Consider the following 22,512-nt stretch of genomic DNA (forward strand, 5'->3'; position numbering starts at 1 on the left):
CTTTGCTCTTTGCTCTTTGCTCTTTGCTCTTTATTATGGGCGTTTACGACAAACCGAGTCTAGTCAGAATAGTTAGTCAAATAACTTCATCCTGCGCCATCCCTGGACAGCTTTCGCTTTGTTCTGCCCAAAACATCGATTTTTCGCGTGACTTCCTTCCATATGAAATCTTAATAGAAAGGGGCTTTACTCCGTAAAATTATTGATAAAGAAAAGGCGACTTTCAAATTGACCGATGTCCTTGCCTTTTGCTAAGGTGGAATCAACAAAAAACCGTTTGAAAGAAACGGAATGGAATCCATTGAGGGGGAAGTACCATGCTCTATGTAGATGGGAAATGGGTAGAAGAAGGGCAAGTCGCAGTTCATCCAGAAGACCGCGGTTATAACTTTGGGGATGGCATCTATGAGGTAGTACGCATTTATAAGGGGCGCATGTATCAATGGGATGGACATCTAACCCGATTGTTTCGAAGTGCCAAAGAAATAAAAATGGAGCTTCCATGGAGCGCAGAAGAGCTGACAGACTTAGCGAATCAGCTAATCACCAAGAACAACATCACGGAGAATGACGACGCCAACCTTTACTTGCAAGTATCTCGTGGCTCCGCTCCACGTGTACACGATATTCCCTCCGGAATCCAGCCTGTGATAATGGGCTTTGTCCGTCGTAAGGACCGCCCTGTCGCCGATATGAAGAAAGGCTTGACTGCTCAGCTCATTGAAGATATCCGCTGGCTGCGTTGCGATATCAAAACGCTCAACCTGCTAGGCGCTGTTCTAGTCAAACAATATGCAAAGGATGCAGGTGCCCAAGAATCGATTTTGCACCGCAACGGCGTCATCACAGAGTGCAGCGCTTCCAATTTGTTCGTCGTAAAAAATGGCGAATTGTATACACATCAGGCTGACAATCTGATCCTGCACGGAATTACTCGCCAAGTGGTCATTGATTTGGCTCGGAACAATGGCATCACTGTCCATGAAGAAGCATTCGACATTCCTTTCTTAAAGCAAGCCGATGAAGTATTCCTCACCAGCACGACCGCGGAAATCATGCCGCTCATCTCGGTAGATGGCGTCGCTGTCGGCAACGGACAACCAGGACCTGTCGTGCTTACGCTACAAGACTTGTTTGAACAGCATATCAACACAAGTGTACTCGTGTAATGAAAATAACATTTTAGTCTGGAGTTATTGATCTAACGCGGTTTTTCAAATATATTCGGCAGTCTTCGCAAAATAAGTTTAAGACTGGTGCAATAAAAGAAACAGCCGAGGACTAAGATCTGAAAAATAAAGCCTTAGACTGCCGCTGTTGTTTCGGCCTATGAATGAACTAACGTCTTCGTTAGTTCTTCTTTTTTTGGCAAAGGCCATTTCTTAGCCTTTACAGGGGATGTTTAATTGAATGGCCGAAAATATTCATTTACTTTAAAAGCAGTGATCTAATTACTGGCACTATTTCCAATGGTTTCGTCGTTGTTTCGTATCTTCCGTATACATGACCGTTCCGTTCGATCAAAAACTTTGTGAAATTCCACTTAATCTCAACACCAGCGTATATGTCAGGATACTTTTCTTGCAGAAAGCTCTGCATCCATTTACCGTCCGAGGTCTGAGTATCAAAACCCTTGAAATGGCGCTTGCTCTGTTAAAAATTGAAATAATGGATGAGCAGTCTGACCTCTAACCTCCATCTTCTCAAATAACGGAAAGGTCACTCCAAAGTTGCTCTCACAATATTCCCGCACTTCCGAGTTGTTCCCTGGCTCTTTCTCGTTGAATTGGTTACAAGGAAACCCAAGTATTTCAAACCCCTGCTCATGGTAACTTTCGTAAAGCTTTTGAAGACTATAAGGAGAACTTTCCCTCGGTAAGCTGACAATTCAACAAGCTTTCCATTAATTGAGGTGACTTGAAAATTGATATCGTTCCTCCCCTATGATGTTGCCTCTGCAAAACCGAAATTTAGACGTCCGCAGTTTAATTACATAATAAGGCCACGTCCACTATTGGCCTAATATATAGTATTAATAATGTTAATAGGAATAAACTATATCATCCAAATCATTCGGTGCCTTGAAATACTAGGACTGGACTTTTCAGTGAACAACGACGCCCATGCTAGGCGCACCAAAAAACAGCCGATATTGCTGCGAGAGCAAATCGGTTGTTACGTCATTTATTGGCGGGACACCTTGACGAGCTCCCCTGTCGAAGCATCGATAAAGCTGTAGCCATTCTTCCATTTGCGCTGATAGACCTACTGCGGTTCGGGAGCTCTTTGACCATCATACTGCTCCTACACGTAGACCAGTTCTGGGTGAGTCAGATACTTCGACCCCGTTGCGTTTTCCGAGGAAAGTGAATGAATACGCATTATCCTCTTCCTTATCCAGCTTGTTTTTGTCTACCCACTCCGGAATATCTTCTTCAGGAGCCTCTACGATAAGCGATAGCTCCGTTAACGCAGGGTCAAGATAAGGTACGAGTGCTGCGATCTCTTTTTTCTTCACTTCCTCTACACTGATTTTCTCTCTGTCTTTCTTCTGCAAATTCAGATCAAAGTCGATGAGCCGGTCACTCTGTTCATCTGTCGTGAGGCTAACCAGCTCAAATGCAGGCGTACCTTTATTTGAATCGTTCATCCAACTTTGCCGGTTAGAGCATCGATCCAACCAATGGTAAGACGGATGGGCAATTATTTGCGTCGCATATCATTCCAATATCCCCATATAATCCCATACTTCTATTTAAAAACACGCCCTCGTGTTAATCGACGAGGACGTGTTGGTAACCACTCTATGTTGTGAACATTTGTTTGGTTTACTCAAAATCAAGCAAGCCCTACATCTTCTTGGTACGATTGAGGACTGATATTTCACGAAGGTCAGATCATTTATTACTGTTGAGAGCTACATTCCAATCAACTTGACGCATGGGACTGTCCCTAGAGGCGAGCAGCTTGGTGTAGAAACTTCGATTTTCTTTAGCAGTTTGGAAAGACGTATCCGGAATTAAAAAATCAATTCCTGCCACAAAACCGGCAATATATTCACTCCATCCGGAATACGCTTGTTGTGCCAGTCTAGCAGCACTCAACATATATTCGATTGCCTGATCCTTTTGCAAGTAACCGAGTTTCAAACCAGCTCTGGATAAAAGGACGCACCAAGCATAGTCATGAGCAGCAATCCCCTCTGAAGGTAGACATCTCGAATAGTAATCGACAAGAATCAACTGAGATTTCGATTGATGGTCCTCGGGTAACGCTTGAATGTATGCCGTTCTTTCTGATTCGGAAAAAGCAAATAAGAAATGACGGAGACGATTGAATTCTTCCCTCTTCCCTTCCGATATGAGCCATTTTATTGTATCAATTAGTGCGGTCTTATCTGTAATCTGTTTTTCCTTAAGAAGAAATAGGCACGTTCGTCTACTTAAATTTTCATGATATAACGCATAATAGTAGGCTCCACTTTTGCTAAAGCAAACAGACGAAAGAGCTCGCAGAAATAATCTGTGACCCTTCTGATTATATGTAAGAACGGTGGGTGCCATCGGTTCCTCCTTATTAGAATCGGACCGTTTTGTAGGTCCTGACAATCAGTCGAAGCAACAATGCATAGAGAACTAGTAACAATACGGAATAAATCACTGCTTTGACGGGAACTTCATTAGTGACATTATGTACAACAATTAGTTTATCGACAACAAATTTGGAATCTTTGTATTTGGATCCAAAGTCTGTAATCTGCAAAACTTCCCATACATAATCAGGTAACTCTTGCGGCATTTTCACGATTGTTCCTGGCGAATCAATGAAATTACTTTTTTGTATTTGCTCTGCCTGATTGGCATCTGAGACCAATAAAACGATTGATGAGTTATCAAGCTTAGCAACATAAAACCACCCTGTGGGGAGAATGCTTCGAGCCCAATTACGTTGCTTACTGTAGGAAGAATTATATCGAGTACTGATAGCACCGGTTTGGGCTTTTAAATGATACTCTGTTATTCCTAGAAAATGAACACTGGGAAGCTTTATTTGGGCGATATCAGAATAATCCAGTTGATTCAGCACCTCAGTGGAAGATAGTTCTACAGGATGAATCCTATTTTTTAGATAGGAGATAGGTGTTAATCCGGAATCATTAATGAAAGGATTAGATAACAAAACATGTAGAAAAAGAATGAAGGATAGAATGAATACGACACCTGCTTTGGGCAACTGCATCCAAAACAGTTTCACACTGCCAAAAAAATTTGGCTTCCCAAGCTTTTTATACAATCTCTTTATGACTGATCTTCTGGTGAAAAAGGGCCTCCGCTTGGCCCGCTCCACGATCTCAGAACGGATATGTGCAAGGCTGGTTATGGCATCAATATCATTCGGAAAACTCTCCAATATCTTCAAGTAGTTCTCCTCTGCCTTCTCTAACTCACCAAGTTGAATGAGGCATTTCCCCAACAGACGCAGGGTACCCATATTGGCAGGCATACGTGAGAGGATGTACAGACATTCGTCTTTTGCTGCTACGAATTGATGGGTTTCATACCATATCCGAGATCGAATCAGATACCAATCGATGTCATCTGGATCAATACGGATTCCGTGTTCCATTGCAGCAAGAGCAGACTCCTTTTCACCCATTCGAAGGAAGTATTCACCCTGTAGCCGCAGCAAGTCAGGATCATCTGAATACATCGCATAGGCTTCATCGATCGATTGACCTGCCAGTTCCAGATTGTTTTCCTTGAGTGCCTGATATGCCGTCTCCCGCTTGCTCAGAAACACATCGTAGTCTAAATCGGCTGCATGCTGTATAAAGGTATAACGAAGAGCAGGTTCATTCAGTTGTCTACAATAAAAATGGTAAAACTCTTCGGTGAAATGCTCCATTCGATCATCCGGATCTTCTGTTGCTAGTTCACGCCAACGAAAACAGTATTCGATGGATTCCCAAACTCTTTTAGGGAGAAACCGATGTTCATGCAAGAAATCCAATAATGTTACTTCTACTGTTTCTTTGAGCCTTATATTCCAGACAATATCGTTATTTAAAAGCTTTGACCATTGTTCATGGCTGATACGGGAAGAGAAATCAGAATACACCTCTTCAACTTGTTCCATGAATTCATCTACTGGGTCAATCTCTTCTGATCGGTCTATCGTTTCAACTGTTAGCTCGACTGTGTTGAGAGGATTGGGCCAGATATGGATGTTGTTTTCATCGATGAACGACGGGCCAATTTCTTTGATGGCTCCCTTTTTCGCAACCTTCAATGCATGGTCATATGCTTCTCTTAGCCTTTGATAGCCTTCCGGATCATCCTCTGGGTGGTGAACCTTCAGTTTTTGGGAGTAGGCTTTTTTAATCGATCGAATATCTTCTGTGGGTTCAATCCCCAGTACTTCCCACACACCCATTAGTAGTCGAACCACCCTTCCAAATGATCCAGTTGCTTTTTAAACGCTAAAGTCGCCTTTTTAATCAGTTGCTGATCTTGAGTGGCTAACACAGCTTCGAGCTTTTCCAGTAAATATGCATGGATTTTGATATCTCTCAATTCGTTAAGACGAGCTTCGATTTCCTCAGGTGACAGGCTTCCTGGGTTTTTCTCGATAAGCATGTTCTTTTTCAAGCCAGTACTGACTATGGTAACTTCAACCTCCAAAATCCCATTAATATCATAGGTATAGCGGATATCTATAGACTGCTGGCCTGCGTGACCTTTTGGCACCTCTACTTTGAGCTCCTCCAGTTTGATGTTGTTCTCGAGACGGCGGCTCTCCCCCTGGGTCATTTCGGTGAGAATCGCAGTCTGATCATCATTGACTGTATACAGACGCTTTACTTTGCTCACAGGTATGGGCGTGTTACGTTCAATGATCGGCAGATAATGTCCATCCTCAAAGCCGCTTGCCGTTCTTTTCACAATATCGGTTCCAAGCGTATAAGGGCATACATCCGTCAGAATAATCTCTTTTAAGGCTTCGTTTCTCTCCTTGAGAGCAACTTGAATCGCAGCTCCAATCGCTACCGATTCATCTGGTTTGATTTGCGAGTAGGGCAAGCGTCCAAACATTTTGCTAACAGTAGACTTAATTATCGGCATTCTGGTGGCACCACCGATGAGAATGATAGTGTCCAGCTCCTCAGGAGAAAATGAATACTGCCCCAACTTAAACAGCTTTTCTGTACCCATTTACCGTTTGAAGGCTGCTGCAGTTACATGGGGATGGGTAATGAGACGCTTTTTTGCAATTTGGCCAACCAGAATTTCACCATTGTCATCGATGCTTACAACAGATGAAGTAAGGAGTTCTCCCAACGCATTCGGTATTAGCTCGGGACCGTTATCACACCAAAAAGCTACCAGACTATTCGAAGTTCCCAAATCAATACCTATCGTTGTCATAGAATATGAATACCCTCATTTCTCATGTAATGTATAACAACTCAACCGTTATTTAGTAATTATATTCAATAGTATTTATAGTATTAAAAATCGCTCAAAAACAAAAGGTTTATTATATGCTTCCTGTCACTCTTCGACATTGAAGGACTATAACGATATTCTGTTGGTCGCGAAAAAAATGGGAATCGAAAATCCATTCCTCCCAACGAAAGGCACAGCTACTGACTATGTAATGTCTGTCGACTAAGAACCCGATACATTGAAAGTGCCATTTCCACGTTTTGTTATTCGTCAATCCATGAACGAAGTCATTAGGCTTTTCAAAAGAGAATAATGGATACGAAGTTTCGCTTCCGAATAATTATGCTTCTTCAAACCACTAAGACTTTATAACCGACTCCAAGTACAAATAGAGTAACGACACGTTACAAAAATTTGATCATCCTGCCCTTAAATTCGATTTAGTACATTATTTTCACTGGACATACTCGTGTAATGAAAAAAGCTCTCCCGGTATACACATAAATCCGAGAGAGCTACTCTTTTTTAACGACGCAGATTCCATTCGTCTGTGGCATAGCGCGTACGCACAAGTTCTTCTGCCAAAGCGAGTTCTTCGTCCGTAAGTGTTGAAGGGATCAGCTCCACTTCCAGTCCAGATGCAAAGCCTTTCGAGAACGCCTCGATCGATTCTTGAAGACTGATTGGCCGAGGGCTTACTTCATTGATCGTCACTGCTTTTTGTCGGAAGCTATCGATCATCCGTTGTTTTACCCGCTCCGACGGGAAATGTAAGAGTGAGAATAGCAAATCCACATCCATATCAAGTAGGATAGAGCCGTGCTGAAGAATAACACCCTTTTGCCGGGTCTGCGCGCTTCCCGCTACTTTTTTTCCCTCTACCACGAGTTCATACCAGGAGGGAGAATCAAAGCAGGCCGATGACCCTGGAGAATTGTACTTTTCCTTCTCCTCTTCACTTGCCAAGGAGACCATTTCCGCCGAGAGTCCAAGATTTTGGAATCCGTGCAGCAATCCCAAGCTGATGATTTTGTAGGCTTCCGTCACGCTCGAAGGCATTTTCGGATGGTCTTCGGATACGATGACACTGTATGTTAGCTCCTGATCGTGGAGAACAGCACGCCCCCCTGTCGCTCTGCGAACAAAGCCCAATCCTCTATTTTGAACTTCCTCCAGGTTGATTTCCTTGATGGCCTTCTGGAAATAACCAATTGACAGTGTCGCTGGGTCCCACGTGTAAAAACGAACGGTCGGGGGAACCTTCCCCTCACTGTGCAACTGCAAAATTGCTTCATCTACTGCCATATTCATTGCGGGTGACATGGCTTCCGTCACGATATAGCGCCACTGTTCCATCTATGTACCTCCTCATTCACAACGCCTTCATTGTACGCTTCTGGCACGAGGGACAGCAAGCCTCGGATGCGCTATTTTGAGCGAGCTGTCTCCTGTAAAATCGCCATGACCTGTGCCAATGCATCTGTTTTCTTCTCATTCTCTTCGCGCATTCGCTGCAAGATGGACTCCCTGTTCGTTTGCAAGTCATTCACTGCTTGATAAAAGCGATCATCCGTTAGCTCTTCTTCCAGCAGAACATGACACAAGCCCTGCCTTTCAAAGGACTGGGCATTTAAAATCTGGTCACCCCGACTTGCTTCACGGGACAACGGTATCAAGAGCATCGGCTTTTGCAGGGCTAAAAACTCATAAATGGCATTGGAGCCAGCACGAGACACAACAAGATCTGCCATCGCTAGCAAATCAGGCAACTCCTCCTGAACATACTCGAATTGCTTGTAGCCTGTTACCTGAATCGTTTCATCCACTTGATTTTTGCCACAAATATGTACAATGGAAAAATGCTCCAGCAGGTTATCCAATGTGCGCCGTACCGCCTCGTTGATTCGGCGCGCTCCCAAGCTTCCCCCCATGATAGCATCATTCAGAAAGAAAAGCCGCCCGTAACAACAGGCGACTTTTCCTGGAATCTAGAATTATGCTTGCGGTTGATAACGTAGGATTGGCTTTCTCGCCGCTGTCGCTTCATCCAAGCGTTTGACGACAGTGGTATGAGGTGCTTCCTGAACGATTTCTGGCGTTTCCTCGCACTCGCGGGCAATTTGCAGCATGACGTCAATGAACTCATCGAGCGTTTCTTTTGTCTCGGTTTCGGTCGGTTCGATCATGAGGCACTCGTCGACGATCAATGGGAAGTAGATCGTTGGCGGGTGATAACCGAAGTCGAGCAAGCGTTTTGCGATATCGAGCGTGCGTACGCCCAGCTTCTTCTGGTTCACTCCAGACAGAACGAACTCGTGCTTGCAGACGCGATCAAATGGCAGATGATAAGCCGTTGCCAATCGACGCATCATGTAATTGGCGGAGAGCACCGCATTTTGGGAAACTTGCAGCAAGCCTTCTGGCCCCATTGTACGGATATAGCTGTATGCACGAACGAGAATACCGAAGTTTCCGTTGTAGCCTTTTACACGTCCGATGGAAGCCGGACGATTGCTGTCCCAGTAGAAGCTTCCGTCTTCCTTCTTCGCTACGATTGGTGTAGGCAGGAATGGCTCGAGAACTTTTTTCACGCCGACAGGACCAGCACCCGGGCCACCGCCGCCGTGAGGGCCTGTAAACGTTTTGTGCAAGTTCAGATGCACTACGTCGAAGCCCATGTCTCCCGGACGGGCGATTCCCAAAATCGCGTTCGCATTCGCACCATCATAGTACAAGAGGCCGCCAGCTTCATGGACGATTTTCGCCATTTCCACGATATCTTCTTCAAACAATCCGAGAGTGTTCGGATTCGTCAGCATCAAAGCAGCCGTGTCAGGTCCAACTGCATCACGCAGCGCTTGAATGTCAACCAATCCACGCTCGTCGGATGCAATGGTTACGGTATCCAAGCCAGCTACAGCAGCAGATGCCGGGTTCGTACCATGTGCGGAGTTCGGCACGATTACTTTGGTACGATGCGCTTCCCCACGGCTCTCGTGGTAGGCGCGGATCATCATCAAACCTGTCCACTCACCCGCAGCACCAGCAGCTGGTTGCAGGGTAACTGCATCCATGCCTGTAATTTCACCCAGCTCTTCTTGCAGGTTGTACAACAGCTCCAAAGCGCCCTGTACAGTTTCTTCCGGTTGGTACGGATGTGTCTGTGCAAAGCCTGCGTAACGGGCAACGTCTTCGTTAATTTTCGGGTTGTATTTCATCGTGCAAGAACCAAGCGGATAGAAGCCATTGTCTACCCCGTGGTTGCGACGAGACAGTTCGGTATAGTGACGAACCAATTGCAGCTCAGATACCTCTGGCAGCTCAGCCGGCGTTTCGCGGATGAGGTGCTTTGGCAAAAGGCTTGCTACTTCTACTTCTGGAACATCCAATGCCGGCAAATTGTAGCCCACACGGCCTGGTTTGCTCATTTCAAAGATCAGTGCTTTCTCCTGGTCGTTACGCACGTGTGATCGCCTCCAATTCAGCCGCCAATGTGTCGATTTCTTCTTTGGTACGCAGCTCAGTTACTGCAAGCAACGTATGATTAGCAAACTCTGGATAGTCGAGACCGAGATCGTAGCCCCCAATGATTCCAGCAGCCAGTAGGCCTTTGTTTACTTCTGCAACTGGTTTGTTCAGCTTCAGCACAAACTCGTTGAAGAATGGAGAAGTGAATACGATCTCCAAGCCTTTTGCTTGCAGGACATTCTTGGCATAATGAGCTTTTTGCAGGTTCATCATTGCCATTTCTTGTACACCCTGCTTACCGAGTGCTGTCATGGCAATGGATGCAGCCAAAGCGAGCAACGCTTGGTTCGAGCAGATATTGGAAGTCGCTTTTTCACGACGAATATGTTGTTCACGCGCTTGCAGCGTCAATACGAAGCCGCGTTTGCCATTTTCGTCCTTCGTTTGACCGACGATACGACCTGGCATTTTGCGCATCAGTTTGGATGTGGTAGCAAAGTATCCGCAATGTGGTCCGCCAAAGGATGCTGGAATACCGAATGGCTGCATGTCGCCCACTACGATATCTGCGCCCAATTTGCCCGGCGCCTCCAGTACACCCAGCGCAAGCGGATTGGAGGATGTGATCAACAGTGCGCCTTTTCCGTGCGCAATTGGTTCAATCGCTCCCAAGTCTTCTACGTTTCCGAAGAAGTTCGGATACTGCACGATGATTGCTGCTGTATTTTCATCAACAAGCGCTTCCAGAGCCGCTGTATCCGTAACGCCATCGCTGTTGATACCTACCTCAACCAGCTCAACGTTTTGTCCATAGGCATATGTTTTCAAAACACCACGCGCTTCTGGATGTACAGCGCGGGAAACGATTACGCGCTTTTTGCCAGTGTGACCAGCAGCCATCATCGCTGCCTCTGCCAAAGAAGTTGCACCGTCATACATCGAGGAGTTCGCTACCTCCATGCCAGTCAGCTCACATACCATCGTTTGGAACTCGAAAATAGCTTGCAGCTCACCTTGGCTGATCTCTGGCTGGTACGGTGTATAAGCGGTAAAGAATTCACCGCGAAGCAGCATGTGATTAACTGTGCTCGGCGTGTAATGTTGATAAACACCCGCACCTAGAAAGTTAACATGTGTGCTGAAATTTACGTTTTTATTTGCGAGGTGTGTAAAATACTTCACCAAATCTGGCTCGGAAAGTGCTTCTGGAATATTCAATGCACCTTTAAAGCGTACTTCTTCCGGAATATCAGCAAACAGTTCTTCTACACTTGAAATGCCGAGCGTTTCCAGCATTTCGCGCTTGTCCTGATCAGTTTGGGGCAGGTAGCGGTATTTCACGGACGTTGTCCTCCTCTAAAAGGATGTATGTTGTGTATCGTTTAGTTTTTTGGGCGTTTATAAAATGGAGCGGCAACAACTTCTGCTTTCAGACGTTTTCCGCGAATTTCTACTTCTACTGGTGTACCTAACGCTGCATGCTCGGTTTTTACGAGAGCGAGACCGACGTTTTTCTTCAAGGTTGGAGATTGTGTTCCCGTCGTCACTTCGCCAATTAGCTCTTCCCCCACATAGACAGGGTAATGCGTGCGCGGAATCCCACGATCGATCATTTCAATCCCTACCAGCTTGCGTGGGGCACCGTTTTCTTTTTGTGCCTTCAGCACTTCTTGACCGATGAACGACACCTCTTTGTCTACCTTGACAGCAAAGCCAATGCCCGCTTCGATCGGCGTAATGTCTTTGCTGAGCTCTTGTCCGTACAGTGGCAGCTTGGCTTCAAAACGAAGCGTATCGCGCGCACCGAGACCGCACGGCAACAGACCTTCTTCTTTTCCAGCATCCAGCAAGATGTCCCACAGCTCTGCTGCACGATCGGCATCCAAATAAATCTCGAAGCCATCTTCGCCAGTATAGCCAGTGCGGGAGACCAAACCTGGAATACCACTCACTTGCACATCACGCTCAAAACGGAAAAAGCCGATTTGAGACAAGTCTGTAGTCGTCAGCTTTTGCAGAATGGATTCTGCCAGAGGACCTTGAATGGCGATTTGTGCTGTTTGTGGCGAAATATTCTCAATCGTTACGCCTGGAATCAGATGTTCTTCTAGCCACGCATAGTCTTTGTCGATATTCCCCGCGTTGATGACGAGCAAGTAATGATCATCTGCATACTTGTAAACAAGCAGATCGTCTACCGTTCCCCCATCTGGGTAACAAAGTACACTGTACTGCGCCTGCCCGACTGCCAGCTTAGACACGTCATTCGTAGTCACACGCTGGAGATAAGTAAGAGCGTTTTCCCCTTTTACGTCCACTTCTCCCATATGGGAAACATCAAATAGACCAGCTTTTGTCCGAACGGCTTCATGCTCTTGACCAATGCTTGTAAACTGCACCGGCAGATCCCAACCACCGAAGTCGATGGTTTTCGCGCCATACTTTGCATAAGAATCAAATAGTGGCGTACGTTTCAAATTGGACATGTGGCACCTCCTGTGAACAATAAGAATCCAAAACAAAACAGAGGGGGAAAAACGGGTACACCAAAATAATGGTGCCCATTTCTCCTCCTCTGTCCTTGGTACCTGAGAGTTACCTTGCGAATCAGGTGGGGGTATATCGTTCCCACTTGCAAGTTTCCCCTTTGGTGGCTCATATGAATGTGAGCTCTCTCCAGAGTTGCGTCCAGTAGAGGTACTTTTGCCTGAGAGATTCACCGTTACCGGCTTGCTCCTTCGGCGCTGCCAAACGTTCCAGCAGTCTCTCCCTACTACCTTCATTCGCGGTTGTTTCATGGTCATACATAAGTTTTTGCTAACATTTCCATACTAGTGGATGTACTACCTCTTTATCCTACCATGAGAGTCCAAAGTTGAAAATATACAAATTAACAGTCAGATTCAGAAAAACTTAACAAAACACATTGACAATAGATAAATGTTCAGTTTTTTGACATTAACCATGAAAGTTATGGCAGAGCTATGAAAAGGAGTATCTTATATGCCGAATGTTCCTATTTCATTTGATACGAGTTGGGTCAATTCGCTTACAGAACGAATGCAAGAAGATGGTCCCTGGGATAAGTGGGAGCTGTTCAAGCTCTCATTGGAAGCCGAGGAAGCGATGGCTGTTCGCGATTTTGACCAACTACAATGTCTGAAATACCTTCCGCTCTTATCACCATTTCCTCACCAGTTGGAGACAGCTAAACGCGTCCTGTTAGAGATGCGTGGTCGTGCCATTCTCGCAGATGAGGTCGGTCTGGGAAAGACGATCGAAGCAGGGTTGATCATGAAGGAGTATATGGTTCGCGGCTTGGCTAAAAAAATTCTCGTCCTGGTTCCGGCCTCTCTCGTGATTCAATGGACAAAAGAGCTTCATCAAAAATTCGGCATTGCAGCAGTCGCGCAAAAAAAAGAATACATGTGGCGGCAGCACGAAGTCGTTGTCGCATCCATAGATACAGCAAAACGCGATCCGCACAGACGTCACGTGCTCGACATCGATTACGACATGCTCATCATCGACGAGGCCCATAAACTCAAAAATAAACGGACCCGCAACTATCAATTCGTTAAAGAGATCCGCAAAAAATATTGCCTGCTCCTTACTGCCACTCCCATTCAAAACGAGATGGACGAGCTGTACAACCTCATCAATTTGTTAAAGCCAGGTCACCTCGGCCATACATCCACCTTCTCTACCAATTACGTAGAGGGCAAACGCCAATCCAAAAACAGCGAGAAATTGCGGGAAGAAATTGAAAAGGTCATGATTCGCAACAAACGAAGTGATGGCGGTATCCAATTCACCAGCCGTCGTGTTCAGTCGATCCCGATTGACCTAACCCCTGAGGAAACGACCTTGTACGAAGGGGTGACCCGTTTTGTCCGCGAGCAATACCAAACAGGATTTGGGGTTGGTGGCTTCAACTCTCTCGCTCTGATTACCTTGCAGCGTGAGGTCTGCTCCAGTAAGGAAGCTGCGTTTATGACACTGTATAACATGCACCAGCGTACTGGCGAGGACTCTCCTTTGCGCACGCAAATTCTTGAGCTAGTTGAGATGATCAAACAAATAGAGACGCATTCCAAGGCCGCCAAAACAGTTGAGCTCATTCAACAAATCAACGACAAGGTGATCATTTTTACAGAGTACCGAGCAACACAAAACTATCTACAAAAGTATTTGCACGACCATGGGATCACTTCCGTCCCCTTCCGCGGTGGCTTTAAACGCAGCAAAAAGGACTGGATGACGGATCTTTTCCAAAATCGTGCACAAGTCCTGATCGCGACGGAAGCGGGCGGGGAAGGGATCAATTTGCAGTTCTGCAATCAAGTCATCAATTACGATATGCCTTGGAATCCCATGCGAGTGGAGCAACGAATCGGCCGCGTCCATCGGCTGGGACAAAAGAGGGATGTGCACATTTACAATTTATCGACAACAGGAACGATCGAGGAGCATATTCTCAAACTACTGTATGAAAAAATCGACCTGTTTGAAATGGTCATCGGTGAACTCGATGATATTGTGGAACGCCTGAATCTAAATCACTCCTTGGAAGATAATCTGATTCAAATCATTATGGATTCTCGATCCTCCAAAGAAATGGCGCTAAAGCTCGATAACATTGGACACGCGATTCGAGCAAGCAAAATAACAAAAGAAGACGTCCCGCTTTCTGAGGCGGCTGACCAATAACTCTTGTTGGAAACGAAAAAGAAATGAGGTCTCCTGATGCAGCAACAACAGGTCAGACAATTTGTCGAGCGCTATTTGGCGACTTTTTCTGCCCATATCGTCGAATCTCACCCGGATTATTTCACAGTCAAACTCCCTGTCGAGGTGGACAAAGATATCGGCAATCGCCCTTTCTACTGGAGCTGGGTGGATAAAATGAACTTGGCTTATCAGCCATTGGTGCTCACCTTTACTTTTGATCCGGATTGCACGCCTGAAGGATTGCGATCCGAGCATCTGCATTTAGGGGCTACCCGTATGCAACAAATTTTCGCTTCAACCAAAAAGCATGGCAGCTTTGTCTGTATGTACGAGCAACAAGGGGGGCTTTTAGGCAACGCTGGCAAGCGTCGGTCAACCCCTCTCGTTCCTTGGCTCGGGATGAACTTGAAGGTTTCTCTGCTCTGTGACAAGCGACGTGACATTTTATTGTACCTGGGGATTAATTTGCATCAGCCGCGGTTGGTGACGGATTTCACTTCGTTTTTATTTTCACTTTCCTTGACCCCTGCGATCCCTGACTACTATTACACGTTGGATCGAAAGGTAAACATACAGGAAGCCCTCCAAATGGCACAACAGGAAGTCGAACATACATTGGAACAAGAAGATCAGCATTGGGCAGAGGAAGCTCGCACACGTTTGAGCGAAGAATTGGCTATCTTGGAAGCGTACTATGAAGAATTGGCACGGCGCGAACCAGAAAAGGAGCAGGCAAAAGCAGACGAAACCGAAGAAGAAGCAGAGCAGACAGAAGCGCAGCCGTCACTCGAGCAAGAAGCCCTCCACCCTGAGCCTGATCCAACTGGACCAGCTTCTGTCGAACAGCCCACATCTTTTGACGAATACCGGGCGTCTGGCGGACGAATCCTCGACTTTTTACGTACAAACGGAATCCAAACCACCCCACGCGCAGAGATTCATCTAGCAGAGTGGAAAAAGAGCACGCCAGATGAGGAGAGACAACGCCGAAAAGACGAGCTGGTATGGCAATACGAGCCGCGGATCGAGGTTTCGTTCATCAACGGTGGTTTATTCTATTTATCTTCCGTTCCTCCGCTCATACGGTCTTCGAAAGCAAAAAGCATGCGACATCTCCCCGCATCAGGGCGAATCATGTAAAAGATCAACGAGAAAATGTGAAACAGAAAAGACACGTTGCAACAAATCTTTTTGTCATAGCTGGTTACAATAGGAATAGGTTAAGCCTTTACAAAAGGTGGTGCATAGTTGTGACCAGACGATTTCTCCCTTTTATCGCTGCTCTTTTGTCTCTCATGCTACTTTCCTCACTAGCATATGCGCAAGACGAAGCAAGCTGGGACAAGCAGTTCCAAAAACAAATTCGAGAATGGATGGATGCAATCGCAAGCCGAGACCCTCAATTCAAGCAATGGCAGGACGCCAAAACGGATGTGCAAACACTTGGTGCAGGGCAGCATCAATGGCTAGTAAGTATAAAAAAAGCGGACAAGCAGGTAGGGTATTTGGTGATAGGAGAATCACCTGATTCCACTTCCCATGAGAAATTTGTTCTACTGGAATACGGTGTCGGGGAGTACATCTTGTTCGATGACGCCTTTGCTCCGAAGGAAATCGCGGCGGAGCCCGTTTATGACGGGTTCGCTTCCTACTGGCTGATCACCCAGAAGTCAGATACACAAATGGTCAATGCAAAAACAGGAGAAATGTATCCCACTTCCTTTCAAATTAGCGAGCCCGCTATCGATGCTTTTGCAGGCGAGCAGCTCATACAAAATGGTCAACGCCTGACTCAAATGAGAATTTTAAGCGCAGCCGAGTCTGATCCTTTTGATCATATTGGGTGGGTCAGCCAAATAAGTACAGCGGACACAGACGTGTCCTGGAACCAATTGTGGAAACAAGATTATGCCTCGCCGGTAACATTAGCCGTCCCGATTCACCAGTCACAGGTTTTGGCCCCCTTTGTCGTAGGGTCCCTGCATTTATGGAATGACCAAAATGCTTATGTCGGTGTATGGGATGAGGGCCTGCGCTTTGTCCCGTATTCCTATGCCCATCGCGTCGGACGATTTTTCGTAAACGAAACAAGCTCTCCTGCCGAATAACCGGTTGGAGAGCTTGTTTTTTACGTTTTCTATTCACCGATGTTCTGTAGGAGAGAGACGCTCATGAACGGCATGAAAAATTTCATGGGCGGTCATTCCCTCTGCATTAATGACGGGAGCTCCTGTAATCGTTTTGTTTTGATCACCCAGTACGTTGATATCCTGTCCTGTAATGACAATCGCATCTACCACCTGCTGCCAGTTGCCTAAATCAACAACTTCGTAACCATTTTGACGCAGCATTTTGCACACTTCAGACAGGGAATTTTCTACCGCTACTCTCGCCATATGCACCCTCCGTCTCGTTCATGATAGGTTCCACGAATTTTATTTGCGCCACAACAGTCGTATGGACATAGGAATGGCACCAAACCAGCGTGACGACCAGGACTCGCGTGGAGTCTTACGTAAACGGCGTTCATCTTTTGGAGTATCCATGTACTGCACAAACAGTTTCGTCAGGTACTTTAAATATTCCTGAAAGGACATCGCACTTGACCCCCTTCTTACTCGCGGTTCACACCACGGCGCAAGCGCTGTCCCCTCTATTGTTCCCCGTCCTGTGTTCTTTCAACCACTTGCCTCGTAATTTCCAGTACAATATCGGAAAGACTTTTTCCTGTCGTATCCACCTGAATGGGCGCGAAATCGTATACACCTGCGCGCTCCGCCATTAAGGTTTTTACCCTTGTCGCGACTCCTCCTGCCAACAACGGACGGCCTGTATCCTTTTCCAAACGCTTGATGAGCTCTTCTTCCGTCGCATGCAGCGCGATTACGATGCCATGCTCCAACATCATCTCTACGTTTTGCTTCCGTAATACAGCTCCTCCCCCAGTTGTTACTACCTGAGATCCTACTGCCAGTAATTGCGCCAGACGTTGAGTCTCGACGTCACGGAAATACGCTTCACCTTGATCCGTGAAGATTTCTGGAATACTGCGACCTTCCCATTCTACGATTGCATCATCCAAGTCCGTATGCTTCATTTCTAAAGAGGCAGCGAGTGCGGCGCCAACCGTGGTTTTTCCCGTTCCCATAAATCCGACTAACACCAGGTTTTTCATTTCTTTACTGCCCCTTTCCAATCGTTGGGTAGGTATTAATCTTCACCGTTTTTTGTTGTTGATTATACTCCGTCTCATATCCCAATGCTTTTTCAAAAAAGGACAGTGGAACCATCGTACGTTCTTTGATTTCGATTAGCTGGCTGCCTAAATCTATTCGCTTGCCATCAACTTCAGCAAAGCGCTCCCGCTCCTTTATAAATACTTCGCGCCCATTTCCTTTTACGCGGATCATTTGTTTCTTGTCGTCCCAGCTAATCGCTACTCCCATTTTCTCGCCAAGCTCACGCAACGGAATATAAACCGTATTGTGGGTGACCCGAGCAGGAATCGCTGGATAAAAGCTCATGTTATTGATGATTGTGGTGATATAAGGTTCCAGTTGTACGGCACCAAAGCCATTCTTATTTGCACTATTGGTATACAGGGTGAAATATTTGGCTTCCCCTTGCAAGGTTTGCCCAAGCGCCTGATCGAGATGCTCTGCACCAATGACACTGCCATGATAATTTTGCTGGACGCGCTGTAAGAATCGCTTATAGGCATCGTCACCGATTTTGCGGCGCAGGTTGTCGAACAGGAGTGCTCCCCGAGAATACCAGGTCAGCTTAAACTCTTCTTCAGTAGAAAACTTCTGCAATGGCTTGTCGAGCTTTCCATTTGGATAACGCTCTTGTAAACGTTTGACATCCCGGTTGTACGTATCCAGCAGAGTCGTAGCTGATTGGGCACCATAACGCTTCTGCAAGTAATGGGACACACCCAGCTCCACCAGACCCTCATCAAGCCACCCGTGCGAGGACTCCAATGTAGCCACACTGTTGTACCACCAAAGATGCCCTACCTCATGCGGCAGCCAATGATCAATCAGATTGTTGTAATGCATGTCTCTTTTGAATACGGCGAGGTTTGCGTATTCCATGGCATACGTCGTTCCCGTACTTGTTTCCGCAATCGCCACGTTCGGATAAGGCAACGGCCCATACATATCGATAAAAGTAGGAAAGACCGATTGAGCAATGGTTTTGATTCTTTCAATGTTACCTTTATCAACGGAAGCAATGTCAACCGTTAAATTCGGAGCAAATTGAATCGTTTCAATGTGATAAAGAGGACTTCCCACCAGTCCAAAGTTCAACAGTTTTTTTGCTTGATAATGGACTTGCTGCTTATTGCCACCGATTGACTTCGTTTGCCCTCTGCCCCATGAACTAACCCATTTGTAGCCTTGTGGAGAAATAAATGACACATCATAATCTCCATAGTGGTAAACGAATGGATCACCAAAATCAACGCGTTGCGGTGGGTCATACCAAACGCCTTTCTGATTTTGGGCACCGAGCATCGGGTACCATGTCGTCAACGTCCAAATATCGTCTTTCACTCCAAAACGTGTGCCCCTGCGTGGAACCGGGTTCTCGAATTCAATGGTTAAAGCGCCACGAAGCTCCTTGCCAAGCGGGTTTGTCAGCTTCACCAGTGATTGACCACGTTCAAAAGAAAGCGGCTTGTCCTTGTAGCGAATCGACTTCACCGTCATTTTGTTCCAAAGGTAATCGTAAATATACAATCGTACATCTGGCGTTTTCGGATTGTCGAACTCCAAGGTCATGTTTCCGGTTATTTTTGCTTCGGACGTATGTAATTCAGCTTGAATCTTATAGACAGGGTTCAAATCCTTAACATAAGACGGCAGAGGCGGATCATAAGAAAATGGATCAACGAACTTTTGCGCCTCCTCAGATGAATGATTCATGGCAATGATTTGAGAAATAGCTGGCCAATACGCGACGACTCCAACTGAGCCAAAAAAAATGAGGATCGTCACACATACTAGTAAGCTCGTTTTATGTAGTGATTTCATGACAGCCCCCAAATAATAAACCGCCCGGCGGCAGGCGCTAAATGTTTTTGTTTCATTGTAGCAAATATAAGTCAAACTGAGTAGAAATTCAGGAGATTCTGTAGAGAAACCGCCATATTTGACAATGATCTGTATCTGCTGAAAATAAAAAAAGCCGCCACTCATTGTATCGTAATGATTGGCAGCTTTCTTTAGTATTTACCAGGTTTCGTAAATAATTTTTCCGGTCTGGCTAAGATCATAGCCCCCGACTGCTTCCAATTCCTTTTGAAATGGACGCGACCCAAGAACATCAAGAACAGCCTGAATGAGCTGCTCGTTGTCCTTGTTTTTCAACAAGACGAGGTCATATTGCTCACGCACAGTTGGGATAAACTCCACTCCCACGAGTGAAGCCGCCTTTTCAATGCCCACTCCTACATCTGCTTCGCGCCGGGCCACTACTCCTGCGACTGCCAGATGATTGGACTCTTCCCGTTCATAGCCAATCACGTCACTCCCCGCTATCTTTGCCAGTCGAAACTGCTCTTCAATCAACGTACGTGCACCGGACCCTTTTTCCCGATTGACCATGCGAATGCCCGGCTTCGTAAAATCACTCCATGCTTTGATCTGTTTTGGATTGCCTGCCTGAACGTAGAATCCCGCCCAACGTGACAACATATTGATGACAACAAAACGATGTCCACACAAAATGCGACGAATATACGGGACATTGTATTCATTGGTATCCCCATCGTACAAGTGCGTGCTGACGATATCAGCCTTACCCGTATACATTGCCACGAGGCTGTTCAGTGAGCCCACGTACGAGCGAAGCGGTCGGTATGCCTCATCCTTTTTCTCCAAATGCCCCGCCAGTAGGTCCAAGCTCACATCCTGCCCGCTAATAATGATATTGCGGCCTGTACCAGTCTGCTCATATCGTGCCGATTGTTGGGCTTGTTCTGTCTGCGGGATGCTGACGGCTGAGGCTTGTCTGTATACTCCCTTTGCCTTCGCCTTGTACGCTTCCAGATCACTTTCGTCTACGCGCATTTGCCGACCGACGCGATATGCGGGCAGCTCTCCTTTTTTTATGAGATCGTAGACCGTCAGCTTGGAAATACGTAAAATTTTCGCTATTTCTTCGGTGGTGTAAGAATTTTGTTGACTCATGTCCCGCCTCCGTTATCTCCTTTGCTCTATTGTCAAACAAGTGTCGTAAAATCGCAATTGATTATTCATTACGAATCCATATAATCTAGTTATGTCCAGTTATAATTAATTATAACTAAATATAATTATGGAGGTTTTTTTTTATGAAGAAGCACTGGTTTGCCATATTGACAGCATTTTGCTTGATGCTAACTGCTTGCTCGACAACACAAACCGCACCACAAGCAAGTGAGCCAGCCAAAACCGATGCAGCAAAGGTAGAACTGATGATTTCTGCTGCTGCTAGCTTGACGGATGCCTTGAATGAGTTGAAATCGCAATACGAAACCGAACACCCGGGAACGACCCTCACCTTTAACTTCGGAGGCTCGGGCAAACTCGCCACACAAATTACGCAAGGTGCTCCGTCTGACGTATTTTTGTCTGCTAGTAAAAAAGACATGGACGGTCTAGAGGAACAGCAACTGATCGCCAAAGACACACGCCAAGACTTCACGAAAAACTCGCTTGTGCTCATTGCAGGTAACAAAAGTGCTGTCGCTATCTCTTCTTTTGAAGAGCTGAACAACGCAGCGATCAAGCATATTGCCGTCGGTGAGCCTGAGACAGTCCCCGCTGGGCGATATGCGAAAGAAACATTGGATACGCTGAAAATGTGGGATTCTCTTTCCGCACAAATGGTATTTGGCAGCGATGTTCGCCAAGTTTTGACCTTCGTAGAATCCGGTAACGCGGATGTCGGTATTGTCTATTCCAGTGATGCTGCCGCTTCGAAAGATGTTAAGATATTGGCGACAGCCAAGCCTGAATGGCACAAGCCGATCGTTTATCCAGGTGCGGTCGTCAGCGCTTCGAAGAACCAAGATGCAGCAAAAGCTTTTCTAGCCTACTTGACAAGCGACAAAGGAAAAGCGATCTTACAGAAGTACGGGTTTCAATAAACGAACGGAATGGAATGGGAGGTGGCAAGCGTGATTGAAACTAATCTTACTCCTTTGATGCTCTCCCTTAAAGTAGCTGCGCTCTCCACCTCCTTTGTTTTTATCCTCGGGATGGTTTCTGCAAGGTGGATGACACAAAAGGATTTTTGGGGGAAGAATGTGCTGGAGTCCTTCTTTTTGCTTCCGCTTGTCCTCCCTCCCACTGTTGTTGGCTTCGGTCTGTTGCTGCTTTTTGGGAAAAACGGTTTTCTCGGTCAGCTTCTGCATGATTGGTTCAATATTACCGTCGTCTTTACGCTGACAGGAGCCGTTATTGCCTCGGTTGTCGTTTCCTTTCCGCTGATGTATCAAAGTGCAGTCGCTGCCTTCACAGGAGTGGATCGTCGTTTGGAGAATGCGGCACGCACGATGGGAGCTTCGGAATGGCGCTTATTCTGGACCGTTACCTTTCCCTTGGCTTGGCCTGGCCTGTTGGCTGGGTTTGTTCTTTCTTTTGCCCGTGGCTTAGGGGAGTTTGGTGCTACGCTGATGCTCGCAGGCTACATCCCTGGGAAAACCGATACGATTCCCGTCGCCATTTATTTTGCTGTTGAGGCTGGTCAAATGGATAAGGCATTGTTTTGGGTCGTCATTATTGTTTCCTTGGGGATGGGTACGACTCTCTGGCTGAATTGGTGGAGTCGTCGCAATGTGCGCAGGTACGCCAATCAAAAGTAAGGCAGGTGAATG

At 46.2% G+C, this 22,512-nt stretch carries 20 protein-coding genes, 3 pseudogenes and 2 riboswitches; of the genes and pseudogenes, 7 read left to right on the forward strand and 16 right to left on the reverse strand.

The features are described 5' to 3' along the window. Nucleotides 1–197: hypothetical protein (locus HP401_RS29650; RefSeq protein WP_217365949.1), on the forward strand; the 197-nt coding region annotated here is incomplete at its 5' end. Between the two features lie 120 nt (nucleotides 198–317). Further along, nucleotides 318–1,169, forward strand: coding sequence for a D-amino-acid transaminase (gene dat, locus HP401_RS04815; RefSeq protein WP_173604276.1), 852 nt, complete (start codon nucleotides 318–320; stop codon nucleotides 1,167–1,169). A gap of 259 nt (nucleotides 1,170–1,428) precedes the next feature. Here dat and HP401_RS04820 read toward each other — a convergent pair. The 11 genes and pseudogenes from HP401_RS04820 to gcvT all read right to left on the reverse strand — a co-directional run bounded on the left by HP401_RS04820 (nucleotide 1,429) and on the right by gcvT (nucleotide 12,400). Beyond that, nucleotides 1,429–1,929 (reverse strand): annotated as a pseudogene (locus HP401_RS04820) (glutathione peroxidase). A 364-nt stretch (nucleotides 1,930–2,293) separates the two neighbouring features. Further along, complete coding sequence (locus HP401_RS04825; protein ID WP_254457002.1) at nucleotides 2,294–2,650, reverse strand: hypothetical protein; 357 nt, start codon at nucleotides 2,648–2,650, stop codon at nucleotides 2,294–2,296. A gap of 247 nt (nucleotides 2,651–2,897) precedes the next feature. After that, the gene (locus tag HP401_RS04830; protein WP_173604277.1) at nucleotides 2,898–3,563 is read right to left on the reverse strand and encodes a DUF1266 domain-containing protein; all 666 of its coding nucleotides are present in this window, start codon (nucleotides 3,561–3,563) and stop codon (nucleotides 2,898–2,900) included. 13 nt (nucleotides 3,564–3,576) lie between these two features. Beyond that, complete coding sequence (locus HP401_RS04835) at nucleotides 3,577–5,433, reverse strand: J domain-containing protein (RefSeq protein WP_173604278.1); 1,857 nt, start codon at nucleotides 5,431–5,433, stop codon at nucleotides 3,577–3,579. Continuing rightward, a pseudogene (locus tag HP401_RS04840) lies at nucleotides 5,433–6,176 on the reverse strand (Hsp70 family protein); the annotation flags it as partial. The pseudogene HP401_RS04840 and the gene HP401_RS04835, both read right to left, overlap by 1 nt. Before the next feature lie 36 nt (nucleotides 6,177–6,212). Then, nucleotides 6,213–6,425, reverse strand: coding sequence for an Hsp70 family protein (locus tag HP401_RS35780; protein ID WP_483862057.1), 213 nt, complete (start codon nucleotides 6,423–6,425; stop codon nucleotides 6,213–6,215). Between the two features lie 546 nt (nucleotides 6,426–6,971). Next, on the reverse strand, nucleotides 6,972–7,802 hold the full coding sequence (locus HP401_RS04845) for a lipoate--protein ligase family protein (RefSeq protein WP_087343803.1): 831 nt from the start codon (nucleotides 7,800–7,802) through the stop codon (nucleotides 6,972–6,974). Between the two features lie 71 nt (nucleotides 7,803–7,873). Then, nucleotides 7,874–8,380, reverse strand: a pseudogene (locus HP401_RS04850) (glycosyltransferase); the annotation flags it as partial. Nucleotides 8,381–8,440: 60 nt separating this feature from the next. Next, the gene (gcvPB, locus tag HP401_RS04855) at nucleotides 8,441–9,910 is read right to left on the reverse strand and encodes an aminomethyl-transferring glycine dehydrogenase subunit GcvPB (protein WP_012685997.1); all 1,470 of its coding nucleotides are present in this window, start codon (nucleotides 9,908–9,910) and stop codon (nucleotides 8,441–8,443) included. After that, complete coding sequence (gene gcvPA / locus HP401_RS04860; RefSeq protein WP_173604279.1) at nucleotides 9,903–11,255, reverse strand: aminomethyl-transferring glycine dehydrogenase subunit GcvPA; 1,353 nt, start codon at nucleotides 11,253–11,255, stop codon at nucleotides 9,903–9,905. The genes gcvPB and gcvPA overlap by 8 nt, the downstream gene beginning before the upstream one ends. 41 nt (nucleotides 11,256–11,296) lie before the next feature. Next, the gene (gcvT, locus tag HP401_RS04865; protein WP_173604280.1) at nucleotides 11,297–12,400 is read right to left on the reverse strand and encodes a glycine cleavage system aminomethyltransferase GcvT; all 1,104 of its coding nucleotides are present in this window, start codon (nucleotides 12,398–12,400) and stop codon (nucleotides 11,297–11,299) included. A gap of 79 nt (nucleotides 12,401–12,479) precedes the next feature. Beyond that, a riboswitch (glycine riboswitch) is annotated at nucleotides 12,480–12,599 on the reverse strand. A gap of 1 nt (nucleotide 12,600) precedes the next feature. After that, nucleotides 12,601–12,696, reverse strand: a riboswitch (glycine riboswitch). A 221-nt stretch (nucleotides 12,697–12,917) separates the two neighbouring features. Here gcvT and HP401_RS04870 point away from each other — a divergent pair. The 3 genes from HP401_RS04870 to HP401_RS04880 all read left to right on the forward strand — a co-directional run bounded on the left by HP401_RS04870 (nucleotide 12,918) and on the right by HP401_RS04880 (nucleotide 16,753). Continuing rightward, on the forward strand, nucleotides 12,918–14,624 hold the full coding sequence (locus HP401_RS04870; protein ID WP_173604281.1) for a DEAD/DEAH box helicase: 1,707 nt from the start codon (nucleotides 12,918–12,920) through the stop codon (nucleotides 14,622–14,624). A 36-nt stretch (nucleotides 14,625–14,660) separates the two neighbouring features. Next, nucleotides 14,661–15,785, forward strand: coding sequence for a YqhG family protein (locus HP401_RS04875; protein WP_173604282.1), 1,125 nt, complete (start codon nucleotides 14,661–14,663; stop codon nucleotides 15,783–15,785). Between the two features lie 110 nt (nucleotides 15,786–15,895). Beyond that, on the forward strand, nucleotides 15,896–16,753 hold the full coding sequence (locus HP401_RS04880) for a hypothetical protein (RefSeq protein ID WP_173604283.1): 858 nt from the start codon (nucleotides 15,896–15,898) through the stop codon (nucleotides 16,751–16,753). 33 nt (nucleotides 16,754–16,786) lie between these two features. Here the strand turns inward: HP401_RS04880 and HP401_RS04885 are convergent, their stop codons facing one another. The 5 genes from HP401_RS04885 to HP401_RS04905 all read right to left on the reverse strand — a co-directional run bounded on the left by HP401_RS04885 (nucleotide 16,787) and on the right by HP401_RS04905 (nucleotide 20,842). Beyond that, the gene (locus tag HP401_RS04885; RefSeq protein WP_012685991.1) at nucleotides 16,787–17,041 is read right to left on the reverse strand and encodes a YkuS family protein; all 255 of its coding nucleotides are present in this window, start codon (nucleotides 17,039–17,041) and stop codon (nucleotides 16,787–16,789) included. A gap of 39 nt (nucleotides 17,042–17,080) precedes the next feature. Further along, nucleotides 17,081–17,242 (reverse strand): YqzE family protein, encoded by a 162-nt coding sequence (locus HP401_RS04890; protein ID WP_007725773.1) that lies wholly within the window; start codon nucleotides 17,240–17,242, stop codon nucleotides 17,081–17,083. Nucleotides 17,243–17,298: 56 nt separating this feature from the next. Further along, nucleotides 17,299–17,820 (reverse strand): shikimate kinase, encoded by a 522-nt coding sequence (locus HP401_RS04895; RefSeq protein WP_142496246.1) that lies wholly within the window; start codon nucleotides 17,818–17,820, stop codon nucleotides 17,299–17,301. A 4-nt stretch (nucleotides 17,821–17,824) separates the two neighbouring features. Then, on the reverse strand, nucleotides 17,825–19,684 hold the full coding sequence (locus tag HP401_RS04900) for a stalk domain-containing protein (RefSeq protein ID WP_173604284.1): 1,860 nt from the start codon (nucleotides 19,682–19,684) through the stop codon (nucleotides 17,825–17,827). Nucleotides 19,685–19,882: 198 nt separating this feature from the next. Further along, on the reverse strand, nucleotides 19,883–20,842 hold the full coding sequence (locus tag HP401_RS04905) for a helix-turn-helix transcriptional regulator (protein WP_173604285.1): 960 nt from the start codon (nucleotides 20,840–20,842) through the stop codon (nucleotides 19,883–19,885). A gap of 143 nt (nucleotides 20,843–20,985) precedes the next feature. Here HP401_RS04905 and modA point away from each other — a divergent pair, with 143 nt between their 5' ends. Both modA and modB read left to right on the forward strand, forming a co-directional pair. Then, nucleotides 20,986–21,783 carry a molybdate ABC transporter substrate-binding protein gene (modA, locus tag HP401_RS04910; RefSeq protein WP_173604286.1) on the forward strand — a complete coding sequence of 266 codons (798 nt, stop codon included), beginning with the start codon at nucleotides 20,986–20,988 and terminating at the stop codon, nucleotides 21,781–21,783. A gap of 30 nt (nucleotides 21,784–21,813) precedes the next feature. Then, the gene (gene modB, locus HP401_RS04915) at nucleotides 21,814–22,500 is read left to right on the forward strand and encodes a molybdate ABC transporter permease subunit (RefSeq protein ID WP_012685986.1); all 687 of its coding nucleotides are present in this window, start codon (nucleotides 21,814–21,816) and stop codon (nucleotides 22,498–22,500) included. The last annotated feature ends 12 nt before the right edge of the window (nucleotides 22,501–22,512 follow it).

The organism is Brevibacillus sp. HB2.2 (assembly GCF_013284275.1).
In the GTDB taxonomy this organism is placed as follows: domain Bacteria; phylum Bacillota; class Bacilli; order Brevibacillales; family Brevibacillaceae; genus Brevibacillus; species Brevibacillus brevis_D.